This window comes from Klebsiella sp. MPUS7, assembly GCF_009905335.1.
GTDB classification, from domain to species: domain Bacteria; phylum Pseudomonadota; class Gammaproteobacteria; order Enterobacterales; family Enterobacteriaceae; genus Klebsiella; species Klebsiella grimontii.
This window is the reverse complement of sequence record NZ_CP047604.1, coordinates 2,825,829-2,846,769: the sequence shown is the minus strand read 5'-3', so window position 1 is coordinate 2,846,769 and position 20,941 is coordinate 2,825,829. Positions and strand designations below refer to the sequence as shown.

Genomic DNA, 20,941 nt, shown 5'->3' with positions numbered 1-20,941 from the left:
GTTGAGTCCTTACGGTTTGCGTCTTTTTAGCCGCATCATTCCTTGCTGCACCAGCAGGAAAAATAATGGCGCGAAAAACAAGGTCAGCAGCGTCCCGGTGAGCATGCCGCCGATGACCGCGGTGCCTATCTCTCGTTGGCTGGAAGCCCCCGCGCCGGTAGAGAGTACCAGAGGGATTACGCCAACAACAAATGCGAGTGAGGTCATCACGATGGGGCGCAAGCGCAGGCGCGCGCCTTCGAGGGTGGCTTCCGACAGGTTTTTCCCTTGCTGGAACTGCGCCAGGGCGAATTCAACGATCAGAATCGCGTTTTTGGACGAGAGGCCCATTGTCGTCAACATCCCCACCTGGAAGTAGATATCGTTTTCATAACCGGCGAGCAACGAAGCGCTGATGGCGCCAATAATGCCCAACGGGATAATCAGCATTACGGCAATGGGAACCGACCAGCTCTCATATAAGGCGGCCAGGCATAAAAACATAAAGGCCAGCGACGCCAGGTAGACCCACAGCGTTTGCACCGAAGATGACTGCTCCTGCCAGGACAAACCGCTCCATTGCAGATCAAACCCGTTCATCGAGCTGACCAGGTCGGCCATCTCCGCCATCGCGGCGCCGGAACTGACGCCCGGCGCCGCGCCTCCCTGAAACTGCACGGCCGACAGACCGTTAAACCGCTGAAGCATCTGCGGTCCGGTGGTCCAGCGCAGGGACGAGAAGCTGTCGAAGGAGGCCATGTTGTTGCTGTCGCCGCGCACAAACCAGGCGGATAAATTTTCCGGCGTCGAACGCCAGGCCGCATCTCCTTGCATATACACGCGTTTAACCCGCCCACGGTCGATAAAGTCGTTAACATATACGCCCCCCCAGGCCGCTGAGAGCGTATTGTTGATATCAGCCTGATCCAGGCCCTGAGCCTGCGCTTTTTGTCTGTCGACGTTGACCTGCAACTGCGCTTTTTCTTCCAGACTATTAATTCGTACCGCGTCCAGAGCGGGATTTTCTCTGGCGGCATTGAGCAGGGTGGTTTGCGCCTGCATAAGCGCAGCGCTGCCATTTTCCGCGCTGTCCTGCAGCCATAGCTCAAAGCCGCTGGATTGCCCAAGCCCGCGCACGGTCGGGGGCGACATCACGCTGATGTTGGCCTGCCGGGCGTTTTTATTAAAGTACTGGTTCGCGCGGGAAATAATGGCCTGGGCGCTGTTTTTCTTACCAGGACGCAGGTCCCAGTGCTTTAACTCAGCGAATGCCATGCCGACGTTCTGCCCACTGCCGGCATTGTTTCTCCCGGTGACCATAAAGATAACGTTGAGGTTATCTTCCTCCTCGGTCATAAAATAGCGGGCAATATCAGCGCCAACCTCCTCGGTCATTGACATCGGCGAGCCAGACGGCAGCGTGTATTGAACCATGACCGCGCCCTGATCCTCCTCGGGCAGAAATCCGCTAGCGAGCTTCTGATATTGCCAGAGCATCAAAAAGGTCAGGATCAGGGCCAGGCAGACAAAACGAAACGGACGGGCGGTTATTCGTTGGAGCGTGGCCAGGTAGCGGTTCTGACTTATCGTCACGCCGCGATTGAAAAGGGTGAAAAAACGCCCTTTTTTCATGTGTCCTGGCTTGAGCAGGTGGGCGCATAGCGTTGGCGTCAGCGTCAGAGCGACCAGCGCGGACAGCGCCATGGCTGAGACAATAGTCACGGTAAACTGGCGATAGATAATCCCGACCGAGCCGCCAAAGAGCGCCATCGGAATAAAAACGGCGGAGAGAACCAACGCAATACCGATTAGTGCCCCGGTTATCTCATTCATCGAGCGCAGCGTGGCCTCCAGCGGGGTGAGGTCTTCCTCTGCCATCAAACGCTCAACGTTTTCCACTACCACGATAGCGTCATCAACCAGCAGGCCGATTGCCAGCACCATCGCAAACAGGGTGAGCGTATTAATGCTGTAACCGAGCAGGCTGAGAATACCGAAAGTACCCAGCAGAACTACCGGAACCGTAAGGGTCGGGATCAGCGTCGCCCGCCAGCTCTGCAGAAAAAGATACATGACGGCCACGACAAAGAGGATCGCTTCAATCAGCGTATGCACCACGCTTTCGATCGATACCGTCACAAACGGTGTGCTGTCGCGCGGATAGGCGGCGACCACGCCTTGCGGAAAGCGGGAAGAGAGGCGTTCGACTTCGGCCCGAACTTTTTCCGCCGTTTCCAGCGCGTTGGCTCCCGAGGCCAGTTGAATCGAGATCCCGGCGGAGGGGTAACCATTGAGCGTAGTTTGGTTTTGATAGTTTTCCGCGCCGATCTCCACGCGGGCCACATCGCGCAGGTACACCACCGAGCCGTCGCTATTCGTGCGCAGAATAATATTCTCAAATTGCTCAGGACGTTCAAGCCGAGACTGCGTCGCCACCGTGGCGTTCAGATACTGTCCCTCAAGCGTCGGCAGCGAGCCAATTTCACCGCTGGTAACCTGCGAATTCTGCGCTTCAATGGCGGCCTGCACGTCCGAGGGCATCAAACCGTAGCTGGTCAGCTGGAGCGGATTAAGCCAGATGCGCATGGCGTACTGCGCGCCAAAAACGGTGGTTTCACCCACGCCTTCAACCCGGCTCAATGGCTCCTGCAGGGAACTGACGAGGAAATCGCTGATATCAAGGCTGGTTAATTGCTCGCTTTTGTCATACAGGGCAACCACCATCAGGCTGTCGCCCTGGGGTTTGGTAACGGTAATGCCTTGCTGCTGTACCTCCTGCGGTAAGCGGGTAATCGCCTGGTTTACCGCATTTTGTACCTGTACCTGCGCCATATCAGGGTTTACGCCCTGATCGAAGCTAAGGCTAATCCGCGCCTGCCCAGCCGAACTGCTGCTTGAGGAGAAATAGATCAGCCCATCGATGCCTTTAATCTGCTGCTCCAGCACCTGGGTAACGCTATCCTCGACGGTTTCCGCTGAAGCGCCGGTATAGTTCGCCGTGACGTTGACGGCAGGAGGGGCGATATCCGGATACTGTTCTACCGGCAGCGTCAGCAGGGCAAGGGCGCCGGCCGCCATAATGCAGATGGCGATGACGGCGGCGAACACGGGGCGAAAGACAAAAAAGCGAGCCAGCATTGTTACGCACCTCAGGTCAGTTAATGGCGTCTTGCAGGGTAAACACCGCAGGCGGCGCGCTTATCGCATCATCGGGCGGAAGCGGGGTAAAGGGCAGCCCATGGAATGCCTCATCGTGAACTTTGCTCATCAAGAAGGCGCCGATCTCAGAACATGACGTCGCACGCTGGTATTCACTCCACAGATAGTCGTAGGTTTGAATGCTGAAAATATTCTGCTGAAGTAAAAAGTGCAGATAGCGCCGCCGCTGTTCCACGCGCTGGCTAATGAGCAGGGCGCGACAGCGCCAGGCCTCGGCGGGTTCTTGTAGGTGGGAGCAGGCGTCATAGAGCGAGGCGCCCTGCGCGGGTAGGCTGGGTAAAGCGGCGTTCACCGCGCCGGGAAAAATGGCTAATGCAATGAAATAAAAAAGCTTTCCCCATTTTCTTTCGTTGAACATCAGTCTGATCTCGTTTGTTTATTTACTTTACAGTAAAGTAAATAAAATGTTTAAACAAGCGATAGTCTGTACGAATGAAAAAAGGGAAAGCGAGAGTGTTAGCAGAAGGCTCCTGGCCGGGTTTTAGAACATGCTGTTGCCGCTGGCGGTTTTTTGCGGAACGTTCTGGGTAACGTCCCAGTGCTCAATGATTTTATGCTGCTTGTCGACGCGGAAGATATCAATAATCGCCCGCGTCACGCCCGGCTCGCGACCGGTGACCTCAACGTGCAGGATCACATGATCGCCATCAACAAACGCCTGCTTAATTTCACTGTGGGAGTCGGGATATTTGTTCTTCAGGAAGGCGATAAACTGCTGAAAGCCTTCCACGCCGTCTTTCGCCATCGGGTTATGCTGTATGTAGCGGTCTCCGAGATAGGGTCTGGCGGCGGCAAAGTCTTTGTCATTTAACGCTTTATTATAAAAATCAATGACATTCTTTTTATTCAGCTGTTCATTTTCACTGTTGCCCGCAAAAACGGCGGGCGTCAGAGCGCAGAACAAGGAAAAGGCGACAATCGATTTTTTCAACATAACATTCTCCGGTTGGGGCAGGTGTGGGAATCAACCTCCCCAGCGGCTTTTCAGGTAGTTAACGGCCTGCTGGGTTTGCGGCTGATTGAGGTAATTCTCTCTGAACAAAATCGTGCCCTGAATTTGCGGCATGGATTCATTCAGATCAAGCTGCTTTTTCAATTCCGGCACGCCGCCGTTAATCATCCAGTCGGGTTCGTTCTTCGACGGTTCGCCCACCTTGTACAGCGCCACGCCGATATAGAGGCGGGTATGGGTGGGTTTCACCACGTCAGCCCACCACTTTGCCAGCACGTCGTAGCGGGCCGCGTCGCGGGCGAAGGGCCAATAAATCTGCGGCGCGATATAGTCCAGCCATCCCTGCTGCACCCAGAGACGGGTATCGGCATAGGACTCATCGTAGGCCGCCGCGCCGCGGGTGTCGGAACCGGCCGGATCGTGGGAACGGTTGCGCCAGACGCCTGCCGGACTGACGCCGAATTCAACCTCGGGGTTCAGCTGCTTGATGGTACGGGAAACCTGCTCGATCAGCAGTTGGGTATTATGCCGCCGCCAGTCCGCCTTCACGGCAAATCCCTGACCGTACTGCTGGAACGTCCGGCTGTCGTTCAGCGCCGATCCCGGCGATTCGGTGTAGAAATAGTCGTCGAACTGGACGCCGTCAACCGGATAATGCTCCACGACTTCCGCCACGATACTGGTTATCCAGTCGCGCACTTCCGGGATGCCCGGATCGAGCACGAAGCGATCGCCGGAGGTGCGTATCCAATCGGGGTGCAGAACGTATACGCTGGCGGGAACCTGCGATAGCGTACCGTTAAGCTCGGTGACGGTTTTCGGCCGGGTGTTGACCGAAACGCGATAGGGGTTAAACCAGGCATGAACGCGCATACCGCGCTTATGGGCCTCGTCCAGCATGAACTTAAGCGGATCGTAGCCCGGATCCTCGCCGATTTTTCCGGTCAGCATATCGGACCACGGCAGGATCTTCGATGGCCAGAGCGCTGTGCCATCCGGTTTCACCTGGAAGAAGACGGTGTTAATGCCGAGGCTCTTTAAATTATCCAGCTTGGCAGTCAGCGCCTGCTGCTGGAGGGCGATACGTCGGTTGGCCGTAATGCTGCCATTCACCGATTCCAGCGGCGGCCAGTCGAGGCGCGAAACGGTTGTCAGCCACACGCCGCGTACCGGCTCATGACTTTTGGGTAACGTCGGCTGCCTGGTCGCGGGCGGCATGGGTGTGACGAGAGAAACGGGCGGTTTGCTGCCGCAGTGGGCCAACAGCAGCGCAGCAGCTATTGCTACGGCGGATATTTTCACCTTGTTCAGGAGAAATTTACAGGAGCGGATCGTCATGATATTTGCCAGCTTTTCTGGTCAGCGCACAAAAGAGTCATTTTCATATTATTCGACTTTAAGTCAATAGTTTAGCTACGGGTGCAGCAGCAAAAGCACGCAAACCTCAGGCGAAGAAAACGACTCTCGCATCACGCAACGGTTTGCCATGATATATCATTGATATGCATTAAAACTTGATCGGTTCAGGGCGAGTATAAACAGGATTTATTAAAATTTGGTCAAACTATTGGCCGTCGGCCCGCTGCGGCGCGTCAAACTGGATTAGCACAATGAACGACTCCTTATCACGCCATCGTCTGTGGATATTCTTATTTTTAATTGCGGTGCTGAGCTTCGGTACAGGGCTTTGTTACTGGCAAATGCAAAAAAAAGTGGATAACGATATTCATGCGCGGCTTCAGCAGGCGATAGCCAGCCTTGATGTGACCGTTTCTCATGCGGAGCAGGCCGCTAATATGGCTGAACCGTTCTATGGGAAAAGCTGTAATGAGAATGTCCTGACGGAGCTACGCACGCTGGTGGCCACTATTCCCGATGTGCGCACGGTGAATTTAGGTAAGGATAATGAAATATACTGCACCTCGGTTTATGGCGGACGGAAATTTCAGTTCGATCGCCGCCAATATACGCATGGCGCTTTACGTCTGCTGAGCGGCAGTGAAATCACGCCGCTCCATCCATTGATGGTTTACAGCGAACAGGACGACCGGGGAAATACGATTCTGGTGGGCGTGGATGGCTATTATTTATACAACATTTTAAACGTTCTCGACGGCGACGCTCATCTGTATCTTCAGGTTGGCGACCGGGTAATGACCCATAAGGGGGAAGTGACAACGAGCCCGGGTATTCGCGTTCCCGTACGCATGGAATCAGAGCAGTTTCACTATTCGGTTATTGCCGACCGCCATTACGCGTCCGGCCCCGGCGCATTTATCCGTTATGAACAACACACCCTTATCGCCATTATTCTGGCCTCCCTGCTGCTGACATTTTTGTTCAGAAACTACCTCCGCTACCGGAATACGATTGAGTATCAGCTCAGGCAGGCTATCGAACTCAAACAGCTCAAACCCTATATTCAGCCGATTATCGGCAGCGACACCGGTCAGATCGTCGGCGGCGAAGTGCTGGTGCGCTGGGAGCATCCAAAACAGGGGTTTATTGCGCCGGATAAATTTATCTCCGTCGCCGAACAGACCGGTCTTATCAAAGAAGTGACGGCGATTTGCTTTGCTGAGGTGAGTCGCCAGCTCCGGCGACAGCAGTCCGTCATTCCCGCGGGGCTGTTTATCTGCTTTAACACCAGCTCGGTAAACTTCCAGGACGACGAAATTGTGACCCTGTGCCAGACGTTTACCCAACAGATGAAAGCGGCAAAAGTACGCCTTGTCCTGGAGATAACCGAGCGGGAGTCGATTGCAAATACCCTGCAGACGTCAGCGGTGACGGACCAACTCAGGCGTATTGGCGTGCAGTTTTCGCTGGATGATTTTGGTACCGGGTATGCAAACTACAGCTACATCCAGCAGTTTAATCCGGAGATTATTAAAATCGATAAAGTCTTTACCTTCAACATTGTGACCAATAACGCTTCAGCGCTGGTGGTGATGAATATGGTCAATCTGGCGAAAAAATTTCATTGCCAGATTATTGCCGAGGGCGTTGAGGATAAAGAGCAGCTTGAGATGCTCAAAAATATGGGCATTACCCTCTACCAGGGCTACTACTTTTCAAAACCGGTGCCGGTTGATGAATTTATTGAGATGCTTCCGCGCACGTTTCTCCAGCGCAGAGAGGGCGAGTAAAGGCGGCTGTCCCGCCTTATCAAAACTCAGGAAATTAAAAGGTGATCGACTCGGCAAAACCGAGTCGTTATTGCCTGTTTCACCTGAAAGTTTGGCATGATTGAGAAACAACTCAACAACATGGAGGTTGTCTTGTTCGAATCTCACCTCAATATTTTTATCCGCGCGGTTTTTGTCGAGAATATGGCGCTTAATTTTTTCCTCGGCATGTGTACTTTTCTCGCTATCTCGAAAAAAATCGATGTCGCATTTCGTCTCGGCGTGACGGTAACAGCGCTGCTGGCGATAGCGACGCCGATAAATAACCTGATTTACAATCATCTGCTGAAAGAGAACGCCCTGATCGAAGGGGTCGATCTGAGCTTTCTCGATTTTATCACTTTTATCGGCGTTCTCGCGGCGCTGGTGCAGATCCTCGAGATGGTCATCGATAAATACTTTCATGCGTTAAACCACGCTTTAGGCCCGTTTCTGCCGTTATTAACCATTCACTGCGCCATTTTCGGCGCGACCATTTTTATGGTGCAGCGTGAATACAGCTTCTTTGAGTCACTCACTTACGGTACCGGGTGCGGTATTGGCTGGGCGCTGGCGATCGTGGCGCTGGCCGGCATACGCGAAAAGTTGAAATACGCCAACATGCCGAAGGGGTTGCGCGGGTTAGGCAGCGTATTTATTACCGCCGGGCTAATGTCGCTGGGGTTTATGTCATTCGCCGGCATCTCGTTGTAGCCGGAAAAGGACGTTATTCTGCCGTCCAGACCCCGGGTCAGAGCGGCAGAATGGGGATGACCGGATTACCGTTCCGGCCACAGGCGTCAATTTTTGGCTACGGGCTACTGCTGAAAGTTAAATGCGTCGGGATGATTTTCCAGGCTGCCGCTCAGGGCGGCAAAGAGCACCGTTTTACCATCGATGGAAAGATCGTCGCTAACGTTAAGCCAGGTCAGTTTCTCCTGGGCGGTTTTTTCATCAACGGTAGAGAAAAGCCCGGTCATCTGTCTGGACTTTTCAGACCACAGCACGGCGAAGCGTTCCGTCGCGCAATCGTGGGGTTTACAGACGCTGAGTACCTGATAAGTCTCTGCGCCAAGCTTCACCGTTCTGGCAGGCGAGGCGGTTCCGCCCGTCTTTACCCAGGCGGGCAGAGGGTGACCTTTTACCATTTGACTAAAGGCTGCCGGTTCCTTTTTGACCAGACTGTCCAGCGTCATATCGTCTTGCGCCATGGCATTGGTTGCTGCAGCCAGCAAAACGATAGCGGTTAATTGTTTAAGCATGGTATTGCTCCTGCGAACTTTCTGCTTCCGTTTAATGTCCGGGGATAAGCCGGCGAGTCAAACTGTAAGATATTTCTGATTAGGTGTTTTTGGTTTGAACCCAAAACGCGTGAATAAGCCCTGGAATATAACCGAGGATGGTTAAAATAATATTGAGAATGAAGGCCCAGCCAAACCCTTTACCCAGCAGCACGCCGAGTGGCGGTAGAATAATCGTCAACACAATTCGCCAAAAACCCATAATATCTCCCTGCTTAGTGAGTTAGCTCATGGTTATTTTAGCGGTTACGTCTGGTTTTGCAAATTTTAACTTTTTGAATAATAAGACTGCTAATATTACCAGCGCCTTGATACTACATATTTAATAAAGAGAAAAGTCGCAATTCACCTTTTTGACATATATAAGATTATTCTACGATATCGCTACATCAGCCGCGCTGACAGAACAAGAGGGTTCCAGCGTAAACATGTTTAAACGTCAATAAGGTATGCAGGTAACGAGGCGAGAAGTGCGCTACACTCGCAGGCAGTTTTATCCAATCGTAAAATGGCGGCGGCATGGGCAACATCATCCTGTATAAAGTTATCGTCATCATGGTCATTGTCTGGTGGGGCTGGAGCCTACTGAGAAGTAAGCAGAAAAAGCAGAGCCTGGAGCCCGCCATTGCGCAGGCGAATGCCAGAGAGCGTTATCAGTGGCGTTATTTCAGGTGGGGCTGGAGAGGTGTGCAAATCGTCTGCGGTTTTTATTTGCTGATAACCCTCATCCAGTTCCTTTTACGCTACTAGCGTTCGTCGCTGCGGCGCGCGAATAGAGCGCGCCACAGCGACGATCTCTTTTATGCTACCCCGGTGCCGCCATCAGAGCACCAGACCTGGCCAGAAGCGTAGGAGCACGCGTCGGAAGCCAGGAGTACGTAAAGGGGCGCTATCTCAACCGGCTGTCCCGGTCTGCCGAGCGGCGTATCCTCGCCAAACTGCTGAACCTTCTCCTGCGGCTGGCCGCCGCTTGACTGCAGAGGCGTCCAGTACGGGCCCGGCGCCACGGCATTAACGCGGATACCGCGCGGACCCAGCTGCTTTGCCAGCGATTTCGTAAACGCAACGTTGCAGGCTTTGGTCTGGGCATAATCCAGCAGGATCTCGCTGGGTTTAAACGCCTGGACGGAAGAGGTGTTGATGATAGCCGCGCCCTCAGACAGATGGCGAAGCGCGGCTTTGGTTATCCAGAATGGCGCATAAACGTTGGTTTTAAAGGTCGCGTCAAAAGCGGCGGTAGTCAACTCTTCGATGGATTCGCAATATTGCTGCCTGCCGGCGTTGTTAACCACAATATCCAGCCCGCCAAGCTCCGCGACCGCCTTTTCGACCAGGGTATCGCAAAATGATTCAACCCGGATGTCGCCGGGAATGGCGACGGCTTTTCTGCCCTCGGCCTGTATCAGCGCGATAACGGCAGCCGCGTCGGATTCCTCCTCCGGCAGGTAGCCGATCGCGACATCCGCGCCTTCGCGCGCGAAGGCGATAGCAACTGCCCGGCCAATACCCGAATCACCGCCGGTAATCAGCGCTTTTTTCCCCACAAGCTTCCCGGAACCGATGTAGCTGGTTTCGCCGTGGTCGGGAAGGGGCTTCATTTCCGATGCCAGCCCCGGGGGTTGCTGCGGCTGCTCGACAAACGGCGGAAGTGGATAGTGTAGCGTTGAATTATTTCCTGTTGTCATACCGGCCTCCTTAATAAATGAAATTTAAGATTAGTCAATTATTGCGCATGGGGGATAAAAGAAAGGTAAACCAGGAATAATTAACTGCTTAAAACCAGGAATTATTTACCTGACTTTTCAGCCTATATGTATTACAGCCAAGGTCTTTATAAATAACAGACCCAACGCCGCCAGCACACTTGGCTCATCCTGGTCTAATCTTATATTTCATGCCGCGTTATCTGAATAAGTCGCCTGAGGACATTGAATGGAATCCATATCGTTTCACAAGCATTGGGGGGCGGAGTTTATTGCCGCTGATACTGTCCGTTTTCGCGTCTGGGCAGAAGGTCAAAAGACAATGACGCTGAGCCTGAAGACGCGGGATATTCCGATGGAAGCCGCGGGTGGGGGCTGGTTCCAGATTGACGTCCCTGGCGTAAAGCATGGCGATGAATATATGCTCCTTTTAGCCGATGGCAGGCGTATTCCCGATCCGGCCACGCGCGCGCAGCGCGATGATGTTAACGGTCCCTCGGTAGTTATCGACCCCAGGCTTTTTCAGCCGGTTAACCGCGTCTGGAAAGGGCGGCCATGGGAAGAAACCGTCATCTATGAACTCCATCCGGGCACCTTTACGCCAGAAGGCACCTTTCTGGCCGCCATCGATAAGCTGCCTTATCTGGCAGAGCTGGGGATCACCCAGGTCGAGATTATGCCCGTTGCCCAGTTTGGCGGTTCCCGCGGCTGGGGTTATGACGGCGTATTACTTTACGCACCGCACGCCGCGTACGGCTCGCCGGGGGATTTTCACGCCTTTATTGACGCCGCCCACGGGTTAGGGCTTTCGGTGGTTCTCGATATCGTTCTCAACCATTTTGGCCCGGAAGGCAACTATCTCTCTTTGCTGTCGCCGGGCTTTTTTCATCAAAACCGAATGACCCCCTGGGGTAACGCTATCGCCTATGAAACCGAGGCTGTGCGGCAGTATATTACCGAGGCGCCGCTGTTCTGGCTTACCGAGTACCATCTTGATGGGCTGCGCTTTGATGCCATCGATCAGATTGAAGATCGCTCCGCCAGGCATGTGCTGATAGAGATCGCCGAAAATATCCGCAAAGCCATCCCCGACCGCCATATCCACCTCACCACCGAAGACAGCCGGAACGTCATTTTCCTCCATCCGCGCGATGAGGATGGACAAACCCCGCTGTTTACCGCCGAGTGGAATGATGATTTTCATAACGCCGCCCACGTTTTCGCCACCGGCGAGACGCACGCCTATTATCAGGATTTTGCGCATCAGCCTGCCAGTAAGTTCGCAAGGGCGCTGGCCGAGGGATTTGTCTACCAGGGTGAGCTTTCTGCGCAAACCGGGAAGCCCCGCGGCGTGGCCTGCGCCGCTCAGCCGCCGCAGTTTTTTGTCGACTTTATTCAGAATCACGATCAGACCGGAAACCGTGCGCAGGGGGAAAGGTTGATCTCCCTTGCCGGCGCCGGGAAAACGCGCGTTTTGCTCGCCGCTTTGCTTCTGTCGCCGCATATTCCTTTGCTGTTTATGGGAGAGGAGTTCGGCGAGAGCAATCCCTTTTTGTTCTTTACCGATTTTCAGGGTTCCCTCGCGAAGGCGGTGCGGGAAGGACGGGCAAAAGAGTTTGCCGGACACGCGGGGCACGACGAATCCGTCCCGGACCCGAACGATCCCCTGACCTTTATTCGTTCTAAGCTCGACTGGCAGAAGGCGGCAAGCGAGGAGGGGAAATCCTGGCTGCGCTTCACGCGCAACCTCATCTTGCTGCGCCATCGCTATATCGTCCCGCTGCTGGCGGCAGGGGGCGGCGTCGAGGGCAAGATCCTGCACACGGAGCCGCAGGCGCTGGCGGTGAGCTGGCAATTTGCCGGCGGGACGCTCTCTGTGGCGCTGAATATCGGCGAGGAACCGCTTGCTATGCCGAAAATACCTGGCGAGGTCATTTTTAGCTGGCCGGAACAGCAGGAGGCGTTAACGCCAGACAGTATTGTTGTCCGTTTTGCATATGGAGAAGCCTCAGTATGATCCCTTCCGCGACTTATCGCATTCAGTTCCGTAACGGCATGACCTTCGATCGCGCGGCGGCGCTGGCCCCCTATCTTCAGGGGCTCGGTATCAGCCATCTTTACGCCTCGCCGATATTTACGGCGACCACCGGCTCCACCCATGGCTATGATATTACCGATCCTAACGAGATCGACCCGGCCATCGGGGGCCGCGAAGGGTTTGATCGGATGGTGAAGGCGCTGCGAAACGCGCAAATTGGCCTGATCCTGGATATTGTGCCTAACCATATGGCGACCTCGCTGGAGAATCGCTGGTGGAGGGACGTTATCGAGCAGGGCAAGAGCAGCCGCTGGGCGAATTATTTCGATATTGACTGGACGCGTCCCGTTACGCTGCCGTTTCTGGGGGATACCTTTGAGGCGGAACTGGAGAGCGGGGCGCTCGAACTGAAACGCGACCCTGCAACCGGGAAACCGGCGTTCATCTATTATGACCAGGTCTGGCCCCTGAATCCTCAAACCCTGGCGACAGGTGAGCAACTACTAACATCCCCGGATCGCGACGCCATTCTGGCGCTGCACGAGGCGCAAAGCTGGCGCCTTATGTCCTGGCGGGAAGCGCCCAGGCAGCTCTCCTGGCGGCGTTTTTTTGAAATTACCGGCCTGATTGGCGTCAGGGTTGAAGACCCGGCGGTGTTTGACGACACCCATCGACTTATCCTTGAACTGGTGCATTCCGGCATCGTCGATGGTCTGCGTATTGACCATATCGATGGCCTTGCCGACCCGCTGGGGTATCTGCAGCGCCTGCGCCAGGCCACCGGGCCAGAGTGCTACATTACGGTGGAAAAAATCCTCGCGAAGGGCGAACAGCTGCCCGCAGACTGGCCGGTGTCCGGCACCACAGGGTATGAGTTTATCGCTTCGCTGGCGGAAGTGCTGGTGGATGACAATAACCTCGACCAGCTGCAGCAGGTGCATGACGACGCGCTCGGCGGAATGGTGGATCGCCACAAAGCGCTGCGCGAGGCGAAAGGCCTGATGGCGGATCGCAATTTTGAGGGTGAATTTACCACTTTATTGAAGCTGGCCAGCGAACTGGCGCAGCGTAACGGCATGGCGGTCGAGAGTGACGCGCTGCGCCACGCCCTGCGCGAACTGCTGCTGGCCTTCCCGGTCTATCGTACCTACGGCACCGCCGAAGGGCTGACCGCTGGCGATATTACGCTGTTAAACCGGGTGGTTGACCAGGTGAACGCCGAAGAAAACCGACCCGATGCCAACGCGCTTAACGTCATTATCGCTATCCTGACCGGCAATCTGCAGGCGAGCAGCCTCGACATCGCTTCACTCTTCAGGACCCGTTTTCAGCAGCTCACCGGGCCGTTAATGGCGAAATCGGTCGAGGATACGCTGTTCTTTCGTCATAACCTCGACCTGGCGCTGAATGAAGTTGGGGCCGATCCTACGCCTCGCGCCTTCTCATTGTCTCGCTTTCATCAGGAGATGCGCATCCGTCTTGCGCGCCAGCCCGATGCGCTGCTGGGGACGTCGACGCACGATACGAAACGCGGGGAAGATGCGCGGGCCCGGCTTTACACCTTAACGGAAGCCCCGCAGCTGTGGGCGGAAAACCTTGCGCGCTGGCGTCAGATGAATCAAACCCATGTGCGTTTTTTGAACGACGGCACGGCGCCGAACGCGGCGGATACGTGGATGATCTATCAGGCGCTGGCGGGCGCGTGGCCTGCAACGCTGCTGCCGGACGATGCCGAAGGGCTGAAATCGCTCGAAACGCGTTTTCTCGCTTTTATGGAAAAAGCGCTGCGCGAGGCCAAGCAGAGAACCGACTGGATCGACAGCAATGAAAGCTATGAGAGCGTGGTGCTTAATTATGTGCAGCAGCTATTTTCTGCGGATAATTCGCGCTTTCTCAACGATTTTCACATTGCCTTGCAGGCCTTTATCCGTGCCGGACTGGTAAACAGCCTCAGCCAGACGGTGATAAAACTGACTGCGCCCGGCGTGCCGGACATTTATCAGGGGAGCGAGGCGCTGAACTTCAGTCTTGTCGATCCGGATAACCGACGTGAACCCGATTTCGCCGTCCTTGCGCAAAACCTTCATACCGGGAATGCGGGTCTGTTCACCCGCGAACCCGCCTGGCGAGACGGGCGCCTGAAACAGTACGTTACCGCTTCTTTTCTCCGATTAAGACAGCGGCATTCAGCGCTCTTCCATTATGGTGACTGGGTACCATTAAAAGTCTCCGGGGAGAGGGAAGATAATCTTATTGCCTACGCGCGCATCAGCGGAGAGGAGGCCCTGATCGTGGTGGTGCCTCGCCTGGCGTTTGACGTTGCGGCGCACGGATTGGCGGAATCTTCCGCAAGGCTATGGGGCAATACTGCGGTAACCATACCAGACGATCTGGCCGGGAAACGTTTTCGCGATGTGTTTAGCGGCGAGAGCCGTCTGGTGGAAACGTCGCTCGAACTGGCGTCAACATCCGGGTGGTTGTTGACGCTTATTAGCGCTGAGCTACGGGGAGAATAACGATGCGCAAGGAAAAAGCTTTTGCAATACGGCCCGGCGACAGCCAGCAGTTGGGGGCTCATTTTGACGGAAAAGGCGTTAACTTCGCGCTCTTCTCCGCGCACGCTGAACGGGTTGAGCTGTGCCTGTTCGATCCTTCGGGGAAAAAGGAAATAGCCCGGCTGGAACTGCCGGAATATACGCACGAAATCTGGCACGGCTACGTGCCCGACCTTCAGCCTGGGGCGTTATACGGTTATCGCGTCTACGGCCCTTACGATCCGGAAAACGGGCATCGTTTTAATCCGCATAAATTGCTTATCGACCCCTACGCGCGGGAGCTGGCAGGCGATATCGCGTGGAACGACGCCCATTTTGGCTATGAGCTGGGGCATGAGGAGAAAGACCTCAGCTTTGATACCCGCGATAGCGCGCCTTTTACGCCGAAATGCAAGGTTGTCGACCCGGATGCGTGCGACTGGCAGGGGGAAAATCGCCCCGACATTCGCTGGCCGAATACGGTGATTTACGAAACGCATGTGAAAGGGTTTACCCAGCTTAATCCGGCGCTCCCCCCCGAGCTGCGCGGCACATTCGAGGGGCTTGGGCATCAGGCCTCCGTCGAGTATATCAAAAGCCTCGGCATCACTTCCGTTGAGCTGCTGCCCGTACATTGGTTTCCCGACGACCAGCATCTGCTTGACCGGGGACTAAAAAACTTCTGGGGTTACAATACGCTGGGCTTCTTCGCCCCCGCGTCCCGTTACTACGGGCCCGCGGGTATTGCCGGGTTCCGCAATATGGTGCGCGCTTTTCATGACGCCGGTATTGAGGTGATCCTTGACGTGGTTTACAACCATACCGCTGAAGGGAATGAGCTGGGCCCGACGCTCTCATTTAAGGGCATCGATAATTTCTCCTATTACCGGACGATGCCGGATCGGCATCGCTATTACATCAATGATACCGGGACGGGAAATACGGTGAATACGTCCCATCCCCGGGTGCTGCAGATGGTGATGGATTCGCTACGCTACTGGGCTCAGTCCATGCACGTTGACGGCTTTCGTTTTGATCTTGGAACCATTCTCGGCCGTGAACCAGAGGGGTTCGATCCGCGAGGCGGTTTTTTTGACGCCATTACCCAGGATCCCGTGCTGGCAAAACTTAAACTGATCGGCGAGCCCTGGGATATCGGCCCCGGCGGCTATCAGGTTGGCGGTTTTCCGCCGGGCTGGGGAGAGTGGAACGACAAATACCGCGATACGGTGCGGGAATACTGGAAGGGGGATAACGTGTCTACCGATTTTGCCGCCCGTTTGCTGGGGTCGGGGGATCTGTACGATTTACGCGGCCGTCGTCCGTGGGCCAGCGTCAATTTTATTACCGCTCATGACGGCTTCACGTTAAACGATCTGGTTTCGTATAACGAGAAACATAATGAAGCCAACGGTGAGGATAATAACGACGGGCACAATGATAACCGTTCCTGCAATTATGGCGAGGAAGGGCCGACAGAAAATCAGGCTATCGTCGCGGTCCGTGAACGCCAGAAGCGTAACTTCCTCACCACGCTATTTTTCTCCCACGGCACCCCGATGCTGCTGGCCGGGGACGAATTTGGCCGTACGCAGCAGGGAAATAATAATGGCTACTGTCAGGACAGCGAGATTTCATGGATCAACTGGGAAGCGCTGTCCGAAGATGACCACGCATTACGCCATTTCACCCAGCGCCTGATCGCGCTGCGCGCGCAACAACCGCTTTTACGCCGTGAAAGCTGGCGCGATGGGCTCGAGATACGCTGGTTTAACGCCGGCGGCGGTTTGCAGCAATCTGAGCAGTGGGATGAAGGGTCAACGCTAGGCCTTGCCATCAGTCGACCCGATCTCGAAGAGGAGGAGGGGATCTGGCACGACGTTCTGATGCTGTTCAATCCGTTTGAGGGCGATGTTGCGTTCCAGATACCGCAGTTCGGCGAAGGCGGCTGGGTTCTTGAGCTGTCGACCGCTGAAGTGAAAAGTGACGGCGTCACCATTACGGAAGCGATTGATTTTGTTCTGGCCGGGCGCAGCATTGCGCTATTCAGACGGCCTTAGCGTACAGGTAAACCCGGCGTTGAATGCCGGGTTTATATTGTCATTATTGATGCAGCGGCTGACCGCTGGCGGCAAGGATGGATTCATGCATGGCTTCAGAAAGCGTTGGATGAGCAAAGATCATCGATAAGAGACTCTCATCTGTAGCCTCCAGATGATGCGCGATACCAAAACCCTGGATCTGTTCAGTGACCTGCTCACCAACCATATGCGCGCCCAGCAGTTCGCCGGTTTCGGCGTCGAAAATAGTCTTTACAAAACCCTCCGTCTCACCGCTGGCCAGCGCCTTACCATTCCCCTGATATGCGAACTTACCGACCTTGATTGGCCGTCCCGTCTCGCGAGCCTTCGCCTCTGTCAAGCCCAGGCTGGCAACCTGTGGCCGGGCATAGGTACAACCGGGCACATAGTCGCGGTTAAGAGGGCGTACGCCTTCGACGCCAGCCAGTGTCTCGACGCAGATCACGCCTTCGTGGCTGGCTTTGTGCGCCAGACACGGCGGGCCAGCCACATCGCCGATAGCATAGAGGCCAAATACGTTGGTTCGGCAAGCTGCATCCGTCTTGATAAACCCGCGGTCCAACTCAACTCCTAGCGCTTCCAGCCCCAGGCCTTCCACATTAGGCTGCACGCCCGCTGCCAACAGCACACGTTCGACTTCCAGTGTCTGTTCGGCGCCGGTGGTTTTCAAGGCGCAGCGCACGCCCGTATCGGTGCGCTTTACCTGCGTCAGCAGCGTTTGGCTATGGACGTGTATACCGCGTCGTTCGAACGATTTACGCACGGTAGCGGATACTTCGGCGTCTTCAACGGGCAGAATCTGCGCGGCTTGTTCGACCAGCGTTACGTTGCTGCCAAGATCGTTATAAAGGCTGGCGAACTCCACTCCGATGGCCCCTGAACCGATGATTAATAGAGACTCCGGTAAGCGCTCAGGCTGCAGGGCCTCGAAATAGGTCCAGATTCGCTCGCCATCTGGCTCGACTCCTGGCAACGCTCGCGGCCGGGCGCCAGTCGCAAGGATCACATGATCAGCGCGATAGTCTCGCTCTTCCCCCTGGGGATCGGCGACCGTGACTTGCCCCTTACCGCACAGCCGGGCGGTGCCGGCTATGACCGTCACGCCATTTTTCTTCAACAGGTACTCGACACCTCCGGTCAGCTGTTGCGACACGGCGCGGCTAAACTGCACCAGTTTCTGCAGATCAAAACTCACCTCGCTGAGACTAAAACCCAGCCGATCGGCATGCGCAATAGTGTGCGCCACCTCTGCGCCATGCAGCAGCGCCTTGGTTGGAATGCATCCCCAGTTCAGGCAGATGCCCCCTAAATGCTGCTTTTCCACCAATGCGGTACGAAGCCCTAGCTGGCCGGCACGAATGGCGGCGACATACCCCCCAGGCCCGCCACCTATTATCAGTACATCATATTTGTCGTGCATAGCTCGTCTCCCCGATAAACAACAGCGTCGGTGTTTCAACCAGCCGCTTGAGCGCCTGGAGAAACGCCGCGCCTGACGCCCCATCGATGACCCGGTGATCGCAGGACAGCGATACGGTCAGTTGATGGCGGACGACGATCTGTCCGTCGCGAACTACCGCTCGGGGCTCGCCTGCGCCAATCGCAAGGATCGCGCCCTGGGGTGGGTTTATGATGGCGTCAAACTGCCGTACTCCGAGCATGCCCAGGTTTGACACGCTAAAGGTGCCGCCCTGGAACTCTTCGGGCTTGAGCATGCCCGCCCGGGCTTTGGTTATCAGAGAATGAACTTCGTTTGATATGTCGCTTATCGACCTGCTGTTGGCCGAACGTACGATAGGGGTAATTAACCCGTCCGGCAGCGCAACGGCCACGGAAATGTCGGCATCGGCAAAACGGCGGATGCTCTGGGTCGCTTCATCAAACTGTATGTTGACGTCCGGCACCGCTATCAGCGCCATGGCGCAGGCCTTAACCAGCATATCGTTAACCGAAATCTTGACGCCGGGTACCTCGCTGTTGATTTCCTTACGCAATGCTAAGAGTCGGTCCAGGTCGAGATCGACGGTCAAACGGAAATGGGGTGCATGTTGCTTGGACATTTGCAAACGGCCAGCGATCGCTCGCCGCATACTGGACATCGGCAACGTCTCAAAGGCTGTCGCTGACGTGGCTTGTGGAGCCCCGGCCTGGGGTAGCCCATCAAGCAGCAAAGTGGCCGCCAGCACATCATCGCGACTCACCCGTCCAAGTGAACCGCTTTTGCGGCAGTCGTGCAGGTTGATCCCCAGTTTGTTGGCCAGACGGCGCGCCAACGGGGTTGCCGGGACCTGGCTATCATCGGTATGCGATCGCGGCGCTTTGCCGGAACGCACTGGCGGTGGCGGAGAGGCGACGCGGCCGCCTGCGGCAACGATCGCGCTCTCCAGGTCAGCCACGGAGATACGCTCGCCGCGCCCGCTACCGTGGACCTTTTTCAAGTCAACGCCCAACCGCGCAGACAGCCGTAACGCATGGGGAGTGGCATTCACCTGAGTCGGATCGGTTTTGCCTTGCAGGCTGATGGGTACCTCGGTCTGCCCAATGGATGCCGCAGGCTTATTGGCGGGGGCCGATACAAAGGAGGGCGCCGCGGTCGCTACAGCAGGCTCGGTAGTCTGCGTGACAGGAGCTGCTGGCTGCGCCGCGGCCAGACTGGCAGCGAAGGCATCCAGTTCAGCATCGCTTACCGCAGAGTCAGCGACCAGCGCCAAAACAGCGCCGACCGGGAGGGTATCTCCCACTCGGGCGATTATCCGCCGTAGCGTACCGGCGAAGGGGGCCTCCAGAACATTGACGATTTTGCTGGTCTCAATTTCACAGATTTCCTGCCCTTTGGCGAAGCGGTCACCCTCCTGGATGGCCCACCGCGCGAGCACGCCTTCCTCCATTGAAAGACCCCACTTCGGCATTTCAAGTGTCCTGATATCGCTCATAGCTTAATCCTCCAGCACTTGACGGACGGCAGCTTCGATACGTTCAACGCCAGGGATCCAGAGTTTTTCGAGAGCAGGGGAGAACGGTACCGGGGTGTGTGGTGGTGTCACCAGAACAATAGGCGCTTTGAGGAAATGGAATGCCTGGGAAGCAATCAGCGCGGCGACATCATGAGCAAAGCCAAAACGCGCGGCTGACTCGTCGACAATGACCACGCGGCCCGTAGAAGCCACGGATTCCAGAATACCTTCTTCGTCCAGAGGCGAGATTGTACGTGGATCGACCACCTCCACCGAGATCCCCTCCCTGGCCAGTTTGTCGGCGACCTGGTTTGCTTTATGTACCATTGCCGACAACGCGATGATGGTGACATCCTCACCTTCACGGGTATAGTTAGCGACGCCCAGGGGAATGGTATAAATCTCGTCAGGTACCTCGCCCTTGAGGTCATAAAGCATTTTATGCTCGCAGAACACCACCGGATCGTCGTCGCGTATCGACTGGATCAGCAGCCCTTTGACATCATAAGGCGTCGATGGCACGACCACCTTGAGCCCCGGTGTGGTAGCAAAAATATTATAGGGTGACTGCGAATGCTGGGCTGCGGCAGAAAAACCAGCGCCGATCATGCCCCGCATCACCAGCGGCGCCTTAGCCTTGCCGCCAAACATATAGCGGAACTTTGCTGCCTGGTTGTACAGCGCATCATGGCTAACACCGAAAAAATCCATAAACATCAGCTCCGCCACCGGCCGCAGACCCGTTGCTGCGGCGCCGGCAGCCATGCCGACGATCGCCGACTCCGTAATGGGGGTGTCGATCACCCGGTCGGAGCCGAACTGCGTCCACAGCCCTTTAGTGACTCCGAGCACACCGCCAAAAGCCTCTATCCTTGCTTCTTCGGGCGCATTTCCGCCGTGACCGCCACGCAAGTCTTCACCAATCAGAACGACGCGTTCGTCGTGCTCCATTTCCTGGGCCAGGGCTTCCTTGACCGCTTCTCGATAGGTTTTTATAGGCATTGTTATCACCC

Annotated in this window: 16 protein-coding genes; 6 read left to right on the top strand and 10 right to left on the bottom strand. The window is 55.7% G+C overall.

The window, feature by feature from the left end; all coding sequences use genetic code 11:
• Window positions 1-9: 9 nt before the first annotated feature.
• From GUC22_RS13285 to GUC22_RS13270, 4 genes are all read right to left on the bottom strand, one after another.
• Window positions 10-3,117 carry a multidrug efflux RND transporter permease subunit gene (locus GUC22_RS13285; protein WP_160183573.1) on the bottom strand — a complete coding sequence of 1,036 codons (3,108 nt, stop codon included), beginning with the start codon at window positions 3,115-3,117 and terminating at the stop codon, window positions 10-12.
• A gap of 16 nt (window positions 3,118-3,133) precedes the next feature.
• On the bottom strand, window positions 3,134-3,556 hold the full coding sequence (locus GUC22_RS13280; RefSeq protein ID WP_004137156.1) for a hypothetical protein: 423 nt from the start codon (window positions 3,554-3,556) through the stop codon (window positions 3,134-3,136).
• Between the two features lie 123 nt (window positions 3,557-3,679).
• Entirely contained in the window at window positions 3,680-4,132 is a 453-nt protein-coding gene (locus GUC22_RS13275; RefSeq protein ID WP_004137151.1) for a nuclear transport factor 2 family protein, read from the bottom strand.
• Between the two features lie 30 nt (window positions 4,133-4,162).
• A complete protein-coding gene (locus GUC22_RS13270; protein ID WP_160183572.1) occupies window positions 4,163-5,488 on the bottom strand; it encodes a glycoside hydrolase family 10 protein in 1,326 nt (441 codons plus the stop codon).
• A gap of 272 nt (window positions 5,489-5,760) precedes the next feature.
• On the opposite strand from GUC22_RS13270, the gene GUC22_RS13265 reads away from it, so the two are divergent.
• The gene (locus GUC22_RS13265; protein ID WP_064342663.1) at window positions 5,761-7,299 is read left to right on the top strand and encodes a cyclic diguanylate phosphodiesterase; all 1,539 of its coding nucleotides are present in this window, start codon (window positions 5,761-5,763) and stop codon (window positions 7,297-7,299) included.
• 120 nt (window positions 7,300-7,419) lie between these two features.
• On the top strand, window positions 7,420-8,031 hold the full coding sequence (gene nqrE / locus GUC22_RS13260) for an NADH:ubiquinone reductase (Na(+)-transporting) subunit E (RefSeq protein ID WP_032711060.1): 612 nt from the start codon (window positions 7,420-7,422) through the stop codon (window positions 8,029-8,031).
• Between the two features lie 104 nt (window positions 8,032-8,135).
• On the opposite strand, the gene ivy is transcribed toward nqrE, so the two are convergent.
• Both ivy and GUC22_RS13250 read right to left on the bottom strand, forming a co-directional pair.
• Window positions 8,136-8,579 (bottom strand): Ivy family C-type lysozyme inhibitor, encoded by a 444-nt coding sequence (ivy, locus tag GUC22_RS13255; RefSeq protein WP_154063176.1) that lies wholly within the window; start codon window positions 8,577-8,579, stop codon window positions 8,136-8,138.
• A 79-nt stretch (window positions 8,580-8,658) separates the two neighbouring features.
• Window positions 8,659-8,820, bottom strand: a complete 162-nt coding sequence (locus tag GUC22_RS13250; protein WP_004120471.1) for a YqaE/Pmp3 family membrane protein — start codon at window positions 8,818-8,820, stop codon at window positions 8,659-8,661.
• A 317-nt stretch (window positions 8,821-9,137) separates the two neighbouring features.
• On the opposite strand from GUC22_RS13250, the gene GUC22_RS13245 reads away from it, so the two are divergent.
• Window positions 9,138-9,368: a hypothetical protein gene (locus tag GUC22_RS13245; protein WP_024358173.1), complete on the top strand. Its 231-nt coding sequence runs from the start codon at window positions 9,138-9,140 to the stop codon at window positions 9,366-9,368.
• A 50-nt stretch (window positions 9,369-9,418) separates the two neighbouring features.
• On the opposite strand, the gene GUC22_RS13240 is transcribed toward GUC22_RS13245, so the two are convergent.
• The gene (locus tag GUC22_RS13240) at window positions 9,419-10,303 is read right to left on the bottom strand and encodes an SDR family oxidoreductase (RefSeq protein ID WP_049090394.1); all 885 of its coding nucleotides are present in this window, start codon (window positions 10,301-10,303) and stop codon (window positions 9,419-9,421) included.
• A gap of 247 nt (window positions 10,304-10,550) precedes the next feature.
• Between GUC22_RS13240 and treZ the strand changes: the two genes are divergently transcribed.
• The 3 genes from treZ to glgX are packed head-to-tail and all read left to right on the top strand — an operon-like array spanning window position 10,551 to window position 16,953.
• Window positions 10,551-12,338 (top strand): malto-oligosyltrehalose trehalohydrolase, encoded by a 1,788-nt coding sequence (gene treZ / locus GUC22_RS13235; protein WP_134878430.1) that lies wholly within the window; start codon window positions 10,551-10,553, stop codon window positions 12,336-12,338.
• Complete coding sequence (gene treY, locus GUC22_RS13230) at window positions 12,335-14,875, top strand: malto-oligosyltrehalose synthase (protein WP_160183571.1); 2,541 nt, start codon at window positions 12,335-12,337, stop codon at window positions 14,873-14,875. The genes treZ and treY overlap by 4 nt, the downstream gene beginning before the upstream one ends.
• A 2-nt stretch (window positions 14,876-14,877) precedes the next feature.
• Complete coding sequence (gene glgX / locus GUC22_RS13225) at window positions 14,878-16,953, top strand: glycogen debranching protein GlgX (RefSeq protein ID WP_049085290.1); 2,076 nt, start codon at window positions 14,878-14,880, stop codon at window positions 16,951-16,953.
• A 43-nt stretch (window positions 16,954-16,996) separates the two neighbouring features.
• Here the strand turns inward: glgX and lpdA are convergent, their stop codons facing one another.
• From lpdA to GUC22_RS13210, 3 genes are read right to left on the bottom strand one after another with little or no spacing between them, the layout of a single operon-like run.
• Complete coding sequence (gene lpdA, locus GUC22_RS13220; RefSeq protein WP_049090398.1) at window positions 16,997-18,394, bottom strand: dihydrolipoyl dehydrogenase; 1,398 nt, start codon at window positions 18,392-18,394, stop codon at window positions 16,997-16,999.
• Window positions 18,378-19,907 carry a 2-oxo acid dehydrogenase subunit E2 gene (locus tag GUC22_RS13215; RefSeq protein ID WP_160183570.1) on the bottom strand — a complete coding sequence of 510 codons (1,530 nt, stop codon included), beginning with the start codon at window positions 19,905-19,907 and terminating at the stop codon, window positions 18,378-18,380. Before GUC22_RS13215 ends, lpdA begins: the two co-directional genes overlap by 17 nt.
• A gap of 3 nt (window positions 19,908-19,910) precedes the next feature.
• Window positions 19,911-20,930, bottom strand: a complete 1,020-nt coding sequence (locus GUC22_RS13210; RefSeq protein WP_004137131.1) for an alpha-ketoacid dehydrogenase subunit beta — start codon at window positions 20,928-20,930, stop codon at window positions 19,911-19,913.
• Window positions 20,931-20,941: the final 11 nt, after the last annotated feature.